This is a genomic window from Zoogloea sp. (genome assembly GCF_028693495.1).
In the GTDB taxonomy this organism is placed as follows: Bacteria; Pseudomonadota; Gammaproteobacteria; order Burkholderiales; family Rhodocyclaceae; genus Zoogloea.
Window position 1 is genome coordinate 1 of the sequence record NZ_JAQUVG010000114.1, and the last position, 10,224, is coordinate 10,224.

The 10,224-nt window shown below is 63.6% G+C and carries 15 protein-coding genes; 13 read left to right on the forward strand and 2 right to left on the reverse strand.

The features are described 5' to 3' along the window. The 7 genes from PHD22_RS14910 to PHD22_RS14940 all read left to right on the forward strand — a co-directional run. The coding region (locus PHD22_RS14910; protein WP_299868593.1) for a cyclic pyranopterin monophosphate synthase MoaC at nt 1-133 on the forward strand (133 nt) is incomplete at its 5' end. A gap of 130 nt (nt 134-263) precedes the next feature. Next, nucleotides 264-1,247 carry a site-specific integrase gene (locus tag PHD22_RS14915; RefSeq protein ID WP_299868560.1) on the forward strand — a complete coding sequence of 328 codons (984 nt, stop codon included), beginning with the start codon at nt 264-266 and terminating at the stop codon, nt 1,245-1,247. Nucleotides 1,248-1,590: 343 nt separating this feature from the next. Next, entirely contained in the window at nt 1,591-1,776 is a 186-nt protein-coding gene (locus tag PHD22_RS14920) for a helix-turn-helix domain-containing protein (protein ID WP_299868563.1), read from the forward strand. A 10-nt stretch (nt 1,777-1,786) separates the two neighbouring features. Continuing rightward, nucleotides 1,787-2,758, forward strand: coding sequence for a PriCT-2 domain-containing protein (locus PHD22_RS14925; RefSeq protein WP_299868565.1), 972 nt, complete (start codon nt 1,787-1,789; stop codon nt 2,756-2,758). Further along, entirely contained in the window at nt 2,755-4,305 is a 1,551-nt protein-coding gene (locus tag PHD22_RS14930; RefSeq protein ID WP_299868567.1) for a phage/plasmid primase, P4 family, read from the forward strand. Before PHD22_RS14925 ends, PHD22_RS14930 begins: the two co-directional genes overlap by 4 nt. A 184-nt stretch (nt 4,306-4,489) precedes the next feature. Continuing rightward, nucleotides 4,490-4,855 (forward strand): hypothetical protein, encoded by a 366-nt coding sequence (locus PHD22_RS14935; RefSeq protein WP_299868570.1) that lies wholly within the window; start codon nt 4,490-4,492, stop codon nt 4,853-4,855. A 20-nt stretch (nt 4,856-4,875) separates the two neighbouring features. Then, on the forward strand, nt 4,876-5,439 hold the full coding sequence (locus PHD22_RS14940; RefSeq protein ID WP_299868573.1) for a hypothetical protein: 564 nt from the start codon (nt 4,876-4,878) through the stop codon (nt 5,437-5,439). A gap of 39 nt (nt 5,440-5,478) precedes the next feature. Here the strand turns inward: PHD22_RS14940 and PHD22_RS14945 are convergent, their stop codons facing one another. Continuing rightward, nucleotides 5,479-5,784 carry a hypothetical protein gene (locus tag PHD22_RS14945; RefSeq protein WP_299868576.1) on the reverse strand — a complete coding sequence of 102 codons (306 nt, stop codon included), beginning with the start codon at nt 5,782-5,784 and terminating at the stop codon, nt 5,479-5,481. A 684-nt stretch (nt 5,785-6,468) separates the two neighbouring features. Between PHD22_RS14945 and PHD22_RS14950 the strand changes: the two genes are divergently transcribed. The 6 genes from PHD22_RS14950 (at nt 6,469) to sixA (ending at nt 10,017) form a co-directional block, all read left to right on the forward strand. Further along, the gene (locus PHD22_RS14950; RefSeq protein WP_299868579.1) at nt 6,469-6,795 is read left to right on the forward strand and encodes a hypothetical protein; all 327 of its coding nucleotides are present in this window, start codon (nt 6,469-6,471) and stop codon (nt 6,793-6,795) included. Between the two features lie 117 nt (nt 6,796-6,912). Next, nucleotides 6,913-7,059: a hypothetical protein gene (locus tag PHD22_RS14955; RefSeq protein ID WP_366520747.1), complete on the forward strand. Its 147-nt coding sequence runs from the start codon at nt 6,913-6,915 to the stop codon at nt 7,057-7,059. Between the two features lie 2 nt (nt 7,060-7,061). Further along, the gene (soxY, locus tag PHD22_RS14960) at nt 7,062-7,526 is read left to right on the forward strand and encodes a thiosulfate oxidation carrier protein SoxY (RefSeq protein WP_299868582.1); all 465 of its coding nucleotides are present in this window, start codon (nt 7,062-7,064) and stop codon (nt 7,524-7,526) included. A 10-nt stretch (nt 7,527-7,536) separates the two neighbouring features. Continuing rightward, nucleotides 7,537-7,848 carry a thiosulfate oxidation carrier complex protein SoxZ gene (gene soxZ / locus PHD22_RS14965; protein WP_299868585.1) on the forward strand — a complete coding sequence of 104 codons (312 nt, stop codon included), beginning with the start codon at nt 7,537-7,539 and terminating at the stop codon, nt 7,846-7,848. Between the two features lie 133 nt (nt 7,849-7,981). After that, complete coding sequence (locus PHD22_RS14970) at nt 7,982-9,487, forward strand: CYTH and CHAD domain-containing protein (protein ID WP_299868588.1); 1,506 nt, start codon at nt 7,982-7,984, stop codon at nt 9,485-9,487. Between the two features lie 77 nt (nt 9,488-9,564). Beyond that, nucleotides 9,565-10,017, forward strand: a complete 453-nt coding sequence (sixA, locus tag PHD22_RS14975; RefSeq protein WP_299868590.1) for a phosphohistidine phosphatase SixA — start codon at nt 9,565-9,567, stop codon at nt 10,015-10,017. A gap of 67 nt (nt 10,018-10,084) precedes the next feature. On the opposite strand, the gene PHD22_RS14980 is transcribed toward sixA, so the two are convergent. Next, nucleotides 10,085-10,224 (reverse strand): NAD(P)(+) transhydrogenase (Re/Si-specific) subunit beta (locus tag PHD22_RS14980; protein WP_299863205.1); only part of this gene is annotated, 140 nt, incomplete at its 5' end.

A 10,224-nucleotide genomic window follows, 5' to 3' on the forward strand; every position in this document is an offset into this window, starting at 1 on the left:
GACCGCTGTTCAGGTGGGCCTGCTCACCATCTACGACATGTGCAAGGCGGTGGACAAGGGCATGACGATGGAAGGCATCCGCCTGCTGGAGAAGGAAGGCGGCAAGTCGGGGCACTGGAAGGCGGACGTGTAAAGCCTTGATCTGGCTGGATATCCAGCCGGACACCGGGGCGGTTCAAGCCTAACGCCCCCGACACTCGCCACCCTGCGCCAAGGGGTTCAATTCGGCTTCTGTCCAACGTTTGTCCAAATGGGGATGAACGATGGCATCAATCAGACCACGGGGCGAGCGTTGGCAAGCCCGCGTAACCCGCCAAGGGTTCCCACCCGAGACGAAGTCATTCCGCACGAAGCAAGAGGCCGAAGCCTGGGCACGTGCGATCGAAACCGAGATCGACAAGGGCACGCACCAGAACCGCAGCACCGCCGAAAGAACCACCCTGGCGGACGTGCTGGCCCGCTACGTTGAGGAAGTCACACCCGACAAGAAGGGCGCCAAGGAAGAGGCTATACGCCTCGCTGCGATGGGCCGGACACGCCTTGGAAAGTACGCCCTGGCGAACATCACGCCCGCCGTAGTGGCCAGCTACCGAGACGAGCGGTTAAAGAAAGTCACCCCGGGAACGGTGCTGCGGGATCTGGCCATGCTTTCGAGCGTGCTTAATCACGCCCGGCGCGAGTGGGGGTTCGCCATTGACAACGCCGTGCAGGCCATCCGCAAGCCCCGCCAGCCTCAAGGCCGGGAGCGCGTTCTATCCGCTGACGAAGAGCGGGCGCTGCTCGAAGCCGCGGCCCCTGCCGGCCGGCGCAACCCGTGGATGCAGCCCATCATCGTGCTCGCCCTTGAAACCGCAATGCGCCGGGGGGAGATCCTGGCCCTACGCTGGGAACATGTGAGCCTCGACAAACGGACCGCCCTGCTACCCGACACGAAGAACGGCAGCCGGCGCGTTGTCCCCCTCTCAAGCCGCGCCGTTGAAACCCTGCGGGCCTTGCCCCGCTCAATCGGGGGCGAAGTGTTCCCAGTGTCCGCGGCTGCCCTGAACAAGCGTTTCGAGCGGGCTTGCGAGCGCGCGGGGATCACCGACCTACGCTTCCACGACCTGCGGCATACCGGAACAACCCGACTGGCCCAGAAACTGCCGAATCTGGCCGAGCTGTCCGCAGTCACCGGACACAAGAGCCTGCAGATGTTGAAACGCTACTTCCACCCCGATGCTGAGGGTCTGGCCCGGAAGCTGGGCTGACAGACGAAAAGAGCCCCGCGCAAGGCGGGGCAAAACGTCATTGGGTACGGATTGAGTTATAACATGTGACGACATGAGGTGACATGTTGTTGCGGGGAGTGGCGGCCCAAATTAACATCGAAATCAGCTACTTGCACGATACCACCGCTGCATGTAGGATTCTTCCTGTGCTGCCGGAACATCCCGGTTCGGCTCGTGGGGATAGGCACCACGAAGACCGACGGGCAAGCCGGACAAACAGCACCGCATTGAAGACCGGGCGATGCACCCGCCTGCTGACTGGCTCATGCGCGAGCGCCCCGACACAGAGGGGCTTTATCCAAATTTCATTGGAGCCCGCGCCATGTCCGAAATGGTCACGCCCATCAAAGCCGCCCACGTCCTGGGCGGAAACAAACCCCTGTCACTCCGTACCCTCGCCAGCTGGCGCAAAGCCGGCACCGGCCCGGCCTTCGTTCGCGTGGGCCGGAACATCCGTTACCCCCTCGATGCGCTGCATGCATTCATTGCAGCCCGCACCACGCAGTAAGGGGGGCGTCATGGGTACGAACGAAGAACAAAACGCCGACTTCCGCCGCTCAATCCTGGGCGAGGGTATCCGCTTCATTTTCACCCCGCACAACGGGCGGCACTACGCCTGCACCAACGATGCGGAGCTGAGCGCCACCACGGCCCGCGAGGAAGCTGAGGGCAAGACGGTCTATTTCGCCTGCGCGACCTACGCGGAACCCTGCATCACCGGCCCGGACGGCAAGCGCCGGTATCGCGTGAAGGACAACGTGTTTCAGGTGAAGGCCGTTTGGCTCGACATCGACTGCGGAGCGGACAAGGCAGCCAAGGGGGCGGGCTATCGCACGAAGCAGGAAGCCGCACAGGCCCTGAAGGAGCTGTGCAAGGCCGCCGGCCTGCCCTCGCCCACGTGGATCGTGGATAGCGGCAACGGCCTGCACGTGTATTGGGCACTTCTCGAGGCGGTAAGCCGTGAAGCCTGGGAGGCCACTACTGGGAGGTTCAAGAACCTTTGCCAGACCCTGGGCTTCCTGGCGGACCCGAGCCGCACGAGTGACGCGGCATCGGTGCTGCGCCTGCCGGGCACAATGAACCGCAAAGACCCCGCGAACCCGAAGCCGGTAACGATCAAGCACAAGGGCAAGCCTGTGGCCCTGGAAGCCTTTGACGCTGCCGTATGCGCCGCCCTGGCCCGCCTGGGCGAGGGTAAGCCGCACGAGGTGCAGGGAGGGGCGGAAGGCATCGAGGAACGAGGCATCGCCGGCACGGCGCCCGCATGGGTGAAGGCTCAAGGCGTGGGCAGCATCATCGAGGCCGCGCCGCAGGCCCGCCCGCACACCCTAGAAGAGGTGGAAGCGGCCCTCGCCCACATCGACCCCAGCTGCGACCGTGCCACGTGGTTCAAGGTGCTGGGCGCGCTGGCCCATGAATTTGGCGAGGCTGCCCGGGATCTGGGCCGCCGGTGGAGCGCGGGCACCCTGGGGAAAGGCGGTGCAGCATGACCGCCCCATGCTCGAAGTTCGACCCGGAAGAGTACGAGCGCACCTTCACGAGCCTGGTGGAGCGCGAGAAGGCGGGCATGGTGAGCAACCCCGCCGGCCTGGGCACGGTGTTCGACCTCGCCAAACGTGCGGGCTGGAAGCCCACGCAGCACGGCACCGCGGGGCAGATAGACGCCGGCACCGCCAGCAACGACGAAGGGGGCGCCCTGGGTGACATCAAGGCCGGCCGGCTCTTCGCTAAGGCCGAGCGCGGCAAGCTGCAGCATGTGGCACCCGCCGGCCGCTGGCTGGAGTGGAACGGCAGCGTGTGGGAATGGTGCAGCAAGGGCGAAGAGGTGAAAGCCGCCAAATGGGTTGCGGACAAGATCCTTGACCATGTGAGCGCGCAATTCAAGGCGGACCCGGAGCGCCACCGTAAGGCCCTGGCCTGGGCGATGGGGCTGCAGGGTATCAAGCGCCTGGAAGCCATGACCGAGCTTGCCAAGTCCGAAGATGGGATGACGGTGGGCCACATGGCCGAACTCGACGCTGACCCCTGGCTGCTTGGCGTGAGGGATGGGGTGATAGACCTGAAAACCGGCACCCTGCTTGCGCCTGACCCCGCGATGCTGATCACCCGGCAATGCAACGCCGGGTTTAACCGGGGCGCGGGGTGCCCCCGCTGGTTGAAGTTCCTGAATGACGTGTTCGAGGGTGACGCGGAGACGGTACAGTACATCCAGCGCTTGCTGGGTTACACACTGACCGGCACGACCACCGAAGAGGTGCTCGTCATCTGCTTCGGGCATGGTGCGAACGGCAAGAGCGTGTTCTCCAACGTGGTGACCGCGATCATGGGCAGCTATGCACAGGCCGCGCCGCCCTCGCTACTGACGATCCGCCAAGCGGGAGACGCCGGCCCGCGCAACGATATTGCCCGCCTGTGCGGTGCCCGCTACCTGGGCATCAACGAGACGGGGCAAGGCGACCGGCTCGACGAACAGGTTGTGAAGATGCTGGCGGGCCGCGAAACCCTGAGCGCCCGGTTCCTGCACAAGGAATTTTTCGACTTCCAGCCCACGGCCAAGCCCTGGCTTCGCACGAACCACCGCCCCATCGTGACGGGGGAGGATGACGGCATTTGGCGCCGCCTACACCTGATCCCCTTCCGCCGCCAGTTTGCCGAGCACGAGCGCGACCCCTGGCTTGAACAGAAGCTGCTCGAAGAGCGTGACGGGATTTTGGCCTGGATGGTGGCGGGCTGCCTGGAGTGGCAACGCATCGGCCTGAGGCCCTCCGCGACGGTGCGCCGCGAGTCCGCCGGCTACCGGAAGGAGTCCGACCTGCTGGGCGAGTTCCTCGAAGACAAGACCCTGCGCGGCCCGGATGCACGAGTGGAGCAAGGCAAGCTGTACGCGGCGTGGCGCACCTGGAACGAGGGTAACGGCACCCGCGCCGGCTCGAAGGCGAGCTTTTCCCGCAAGCTGAATGAACGCGGGCACGGCGAGGCCAAGAGCCACGGCACCCGCTTCTATGCCGGCCTGAGCTTGCGAGGTGAGGGCATGTAATCGACCCGGGGGCGGGTGGGGCGTGTTCGAGAGCTGTCTGGCTATTTTCTCTCTATGTTTTTCTTTGAGGGCAAATGGTGAAACAGATAAGAAACCCACCCCACATGCCCCCGATTGAGGCCGACACCCTGCTTCGTGCCCATGAAGGCCACCAGACCGACCCAAATTAACAGGAACGACACCTATGCACCGCAAAGACCCCGCCCCCGGAAGCGCCTTCATGGCCCGGCTTCTGGCCCAGCGTGACCGACTCGCACGAGAAGGGGAGCTGCCCCACCAAGTTAGCACCAAGCCTGCCAAGCGCCCGGCACCGCCCCCGCTGGTGGATCAGATTCGTGCAGTCCTGGCGGGCTGGCCAGAGTCGCAGCGCCGGAAGATCAGCGCCCTCGTGCTGCTGCCGCACCTGCAGGGGAAGTACCGCGACGCGACCCACCTGCGGACGATGGGCGCCGCCCTGCGGGCCCTGGGCTACCGGCAAGCGCCCCGAGCGTGGGGCATGAACAACCCCGATGCTGGCCGCCGCTTCTGGATCCTCGACAAGACGAACTGACCACGAAAGGAATGATGAACATGACCACGAACAACACGAACAACACGAACGAACGCACCACCGCCCCGGGCATCAACGCCAAGCCTTCCGAATGGTTCGCCCATGGGCTGGCCGACTGGACCACGACCCGCACCCAAGAACTGACCGACCCCAAGGCCCCGAGCTACGCCTACTACCTCGACTCGTGCGAGGAGCGCATGAAAGACCTGATGCGTGACCACGCCGGGGCGTACATGGCGACCCTGGCCGAGCTTGACGGGGAGGAAACGCCGTTTTCGTTCAAGGGCACCAAGACCGGCCTAGCGGCCATCCTGGGCGGTATCGCCTATCAACTGGGCTGGCGCATCGTGCCTGCGGCGAAGATGGCCGCTGCGAAGAGCAAGGACGGCGAGCTGCTCGCACGAGTGGAAGATGAATGCTGCCAGTGGGTGACCCTGGCTGACGCGGTCCGCGATGGCATCCGCGCCGCGCCGGGCACGAAGGACGAACTTGGACATGCCCGTTTCCTCGTGCGTGGACAGTTCAAGACGGCTTGCGAGATCGTGGCCCGCCTGCGGGCTGACCTGGGCAAGACGAAGATTTGATGTAGCGAGGCCGGGGAAACCCGGCCGAGCTAATCCGGGTCAGCGGAAAATCTGCCGGCCCGGGTTCCGCCTGAGTTGCATCAGAACATCTGCCAGATAATCCATGTATGCACTATGCGTAAACTTTGCGTCATCTACCCAGGCCACCATTTTCTTTGATTTGCACCCACGGAGTTCGGCAAGCTTTTCATCGACCTCTTTCTCCGTCAGCCTGACCAGTTGGGGCACAGGCATGCCTGTGAGCCTTGAAGCGTTCGCGAGCACTTGCTCGGCACTCTGAACCCCAACTTGTCTATCAGCACCAGCGGCACCGATTAGCCTTAGCACGTTATCAGTCATGGTCATGTACCGTCGATCGTGCTCGCTTCGGCACTTTGAATTGAAGTAATCAACCCACATCCCCGATCGAACTGCAGCCCCCGCGTTGCGCCCGTACTCAAGCGAATCTATTTGCTGTGCGAGGGCTGGCGCCGCCACGGTACCGAGAGCAACAACGGCGCACATAGAGCTCATTCTCTTAGTGAGATGAGATACTTTGTGCTGACCTGCACCGTTCTGCGCCATATGCCCTCCACGTAAGATAGTGGGAGGCTACCGAGAACTGCACCAACAAGTCAACGGCATAAGTTGGTTTGGTGCAAGACGAGATACAAAGTTAACGCAGGGCTATTTTGCCCAAACCATGCGCGAACCGCCTAGTAGGTGCCAGGGGGGGTACCCCACTTGGTCCCACCCCGGGGGCCCTACCCACCCCACCGCCCCGAAGCGACGCGACCCACGACGTGCCGGGCTCGTGCCGGCCGGGCTGGCCTGACCTGGGCAACGCACGAGGGAGAATGGGAAGAACGCACCGCAGCGCAACGAGCTAACACGTTAGCTTGTAACACATTGAATTTAAAAGGTTTTACTTGCACCGCGCTGCATCACGATGTTATAATGTGTTCCTGCCTGAGACGGGCAGAAGCGGCGAAGCGAGGGGCGGCAACCCCTCGCCCGCCTAGATCACACCGACTTGAAAAGGAAGCCGACATGACCTGCATGAATCTTACCGCTGCCCAGCACGAAGCCGAAACCCTTGGGAACCTCGTACGCGGCATGGGGGCCCAGCACTTCGCCAGCTACATGGAACTGAACGGGGGATTGTGGGACGAGCCGCAGCGGACGTGCATCCGCGCCATGCACCGTTTCGCCAACCTCACCACACTGGATGAACTGGACGAGGCGAGCGCGGCATGGGAACGGAACAGTGACCGAATCCTGGGCGGTGACGAGGCATTGCCTGAGCTGACGATGGAACTGTACGTCTGGGCGGATGCGATGTACGAAGTTGCCCTGTGTGACGACACGTTGAATTGACGCTGCGCCATAGTTGCAGCACAGTGGACAAGCGCGGGGTTGCCCCTGCGGATGGCCGGTAGATCCGGCCTTTTCTTGTCCAAATTTTGTCCAAATACGTTGGACAGAAAGCACTAAGTGAAACCCGAAACCCGCGTACTTACTGGCTTTGCAGGGTCTATCAGCTGCATGTGCAAGGCGGTGGACAAGGGCATGACGATGGAAGGCATCCGCCTGCTGGAGAAGGAAGGCGGCAAGTCGGGGCACTGGAAGGCGGAGTGCTGAGCATGCAACGTCGCCATTTCCTTCAAGCTTTTGGGAGCACCGCGGCACTGGCGGCGCTGCTCGGCTCCGGTCTCCTCCGTCCCACCCAGGCTCTGGCAGTGGAGTTCAACCGGGCGGCATTCGATGCCCGCAGTGCCAGCGACGCCCTGCGCCTTATCGGAGCCTCTGCCGCCGAAGCCAGCAAGGACATCCTCCTCAAAGCGCCGGAGATCGCCGAGAACGGTGCTTCCGTGCCCATCGAGGTGATCAGCCTGATCCCCGGCACCACCCGTCTTTCTGTCCTGGTGGACAAGAACCCGGCCCCCCTCGCCCTCCAGTTCAATTTTGGCCCAGAGGCCCAGGCCCGCTTCAGTGCCAGGTTGCGCCTGGCCGAAACATCCCGTCTGCGGGTGGTGGCCAGCGTCGGCAACCGGCACTACACCGTCTTCCGGGAAGTGAAGATCACCGTGGGCGGATGTGCCGAGTAAGGAAAATCCCATGAGTGAACCAATCAAGATCCGCGCCACCGTAAAGGGCACCGAAGGAGAAGTCCGGGTGCTCCTGCCCCATCCCATGGAGCCTGGGCGACGGGAATCTTCCGGCCCCCCCCAGGGAGCCCACTACATCACCGCCATCACCCTCAGCCTCAACGGTCGAGCGGTCATTGAAGCCGGCCTCGGGACCGCCATCTCCACCAACCCCCTGTTCGCCTTCCTGCTCAACGGAGTGAAGGCGGGCGACAAGCTCGGGGTCACCTGGACCGACAACAAGGGCCAGAAGGGCAAGGGCGAGGCCACCTTCAGCGCTTAAACCACGGTCGTTCCGGCCCCATTTTCGTAATGATTTCGCGCAAGACAGGGGTTTTCGATCAAGGCTAGAATGTGGCTCGTTGTCCGGTCTGGCCGGATCTGCATCCCCTCTCCCCCCGCCCACTGGCATGCCCATGAGCCACGAAATCGAACTCAAGCTGACCCTTCCACCGAAGGCCCTGGCCGCTCTCCGTCGCCACCCGCTGATTGCCGAGGCCCCTCGGGAAGGGCGTGCCTGCACCCTCGAAAACACTTATTTCGATACCCCGGAGCTGGAACTTCGGGAGCGAAGGATGGCCGTGCGAACCCGTAAAGCCGGGAATCGCTGGCTGCAAACCGTCAAATGTGCCGCCGAATCCGCCGGCGGCCTTTCGTCCCGCCCGGAATGGGAGCAGCCCTACGCCAATGGCGCCTTCGATTTTTCAGGCATTGACCGGGAGGATGTCCGCCAGCGGCTGGAAGCCCTTCAGCCCCGGCTGGTCCCGGTCTTCAGCACCCACTTCAAGCGCGAGACCGTGGTGCTGGCCCCCCGGGAGGGCGTGAAGGTGCTGGCCATGATCGATCACGGCAACATCGAGGCCAACGGCCAAAGCCGCCCCCTGTGCGAGCTCGAGCTGGAACTGGTGGAAGGCGCTCCGACCGAGCTTTATGCCCTCGCGCTCCAGCTGGCCGAGAACCTGCCCCTGACGCCCGAAAACGTCAGCAAGGCTGAACGGGGCTACCATCTTTTTTCCAACCACGCACTACGCCCGGCCAAGGCCCGTCCTTCCCGCCTGCAGCCCGAGATGTCTCCGGTAGACGCCTTCCGGATCATCGGTTTCGACTGCCTGAGCCTGTGGCAGGCCAATGAAGCAGGCGCCCGGGAAAGCGACAACCCGGAATTCATCCATCAGTTGCGAGTGGCTCTGCGACGGCTGCGCTCGGCCCTGCGTCTGTTCTGCCCTGCCCTACCTCCCGCCTTTGTGGCGCGCTGGTCCGACGGCCTCAAGGAGGCGGCCGACGGGCTGGGTGCAGCCCGGGACCTGGACGTGATGCTGGACGAAATCCTCAGCCCGGTGGCCGAATCCGGTCTGGCCGATGAGGGGACCCTGCGCCTGATCTCCATGGCCGTAGACCGGCGTGACCGGGAAAAGGCAGCAACCCGGGAGCAGCTGCTGGCCGCCAGTCATGGCCGTCAGATGCTGGCTTTGGCCGCTGACCTCTACGGCCTGCAGAGCGATGCGCTGGTCAAGTCAGCCAATCTGACCACCTTCGCCCGGCTGCAGCTCACCCAGCTGCGCAAGAAGGCCCGCAAGCGTTTCGCAGCGGCTGCCGAGCTTCACCCGGAGCAGCTCCATGAACTGCGTGTCTCCCTCAAGCGCCTGCGTTACGGCATCGAGTTCCTGCTGCCCCTGCTGCCCGAAAAGGCTACCGTACGCTATGCCAACGAGCTGGCCGACATCCAGGAAACCCTGGGTTACATCAACGATGAAGTGGTGGCCCGCAGCCGCCTGAAGGCATGGGCGGGCAAGGATCCGGAACTGCGGGGGGGAGCAGCCTTCGTGGCCGGCTGGCATGCCCCCAAGATCGCGCGGCTGCGCAAGAGCGTGCTGCCAGCCCTTGAACCCATCCTGTGGGGAAAGGCTCCGTGGACCCGTTGATGTCGTCATCACCCGGTAATGCGCCCCCTCCAGAATCCGCGCCTCCTGCAAAACTCAAACAAGAGGAGACATTCAAAATGGATTTACTGCTGTGGCGCCATGCCGAGGCTGTGGACGGTATTCCGGACAGTACCCGGGAACTGACCGAAAGGGGCATCAAGCAGGCCCACAAGGTCGCCGAGTGGCTGGAGCACCGGCGTCCAAAAAAACTCAGGGTACTGGTCAGCCCCACCGTCCGTACCCGCCAGACAGCCAGCGCCTTCACCCAGGATTTCGAAATCGTTCCAGCCCTCGCCCCGGGGAACGACATCACCGCCATCCTGGCGGCCTGTGGCTGGCCGGACGGTGGCGGCTCCGTTCTGGTCGTGGGTCACCAACCGGAACTGGGACGCCTGGCCTCCCTGCTGCTGTCCGGCCACGAAGCCGACTGGACCATCAAGAAAGGGGCCCTGTGGTGGTTCACCAACCGGGTCCGGGAAGACGAGACCCAGACCGTTCTGCGCACGGTCATCCCGGCAGACCTGGTCTGAAGCTCTCGTTGAAAAGCACCGTGGCCACCGACACATGCGGTGGCCACGGTGCTTCGAGGGCCGGAAGTTACACCGACAGGGCCTTGACGTGCTGGATCACCTCGCCGATGGCCTGCTGGGCAGAGCCGTAGAGCAGCCGGGTGTTGTCCTTGTAGAACAGGGCGTTTTCAATACCCGAGTAACCCGTACCCTTGCCCCGCTTCACCA

Excerpts from the sequence above, each read along its gene's own strand:
- PHD22_RS14930 (WP_299868567.1), top strand. The coding sequence starts at position 2,755 with ATGACCGCCCCATGCTCGAAGTTCGACCCGGAAGAGTACGAGCGCACC.
- sixA (WP_299868590.1), top strand. The coding sequence starts at position 9,565 with ATGGATTTACTGCTGTGGCGCCATGCCGAGGCTGTGGACGGTATTCCG.
- PHD22_RS14920 (WP_299868563.1), top strand. The coding sequence starts at position 1,591 with ATGTCCGAAATGGTCACGCCCATCAAAGCCGCCCACGTCCTGGGCGGA.
- PHD22_RS14945 (WP_299868576.1), bottom strand. The coding sequence starts at position 5,784 with ATGACCATGACTGATAACGTGCTAAGGCTAATCGGTGCCGCTGGTGCT.
- PHD22_RS14950 (WP_299868579.1), top strand. The coding sequence starts at position 6,469 with ATGACCTGCATGAATCTTACCGCTGCCCAGCACGAAGCCGAAACCCTT.
- soxZ (WP_299868585.1), top strand. The coding sequence starts at position 7,537 with ATGAGTGAACCAATCAAGATCCGCGCCACCGTAAAGGGCACCGAAGGA.
- PHD22_RS14940 (WP_299868573.1), top strand. The coding sequence starts at position 4,876 with ATGACCACGAACAACACGAACAACACGAACGAACGCACCACCGCCCCG.
- soxY (WP_299868582.1), top strand. The coding sequence starts at position 7,062 with ATGCAACGTCGCCATTTCCTTCAAGCTTTTGGGAGCACCGCGGCACTG.
- PHD22_RS14935 (WP_299868570.1), top strand. The coding sequence starts at position 4,490 with ATGCACCGCAAAGACCCCGCCCCCGGAAGCGCCTTCATGGCCCGGCTT.
- PHD22_RS14925 (WP_299868565.1), top strand. The coding sequence starts at position 1,787 with ATGGGTACGAACGAAGAACAAAACGCCGACTTCCGCCGCTCAATCCTG.
- PHD22_RS14915 (WP_299868560.1), top strand. The coding sequence starts at position 264 with ATGGCATCAATCAGACCACGGGGCGAGCGTTGGCAAGCCCGCGTAACC.
- PHD22_RS14970 (WP_299868588.1), top strand. The coding sequence starts at position 7,982 with ATGAGCCACGAAATCGAACTCAAGCTGACCCTTCCACCGAAGGCCCTG.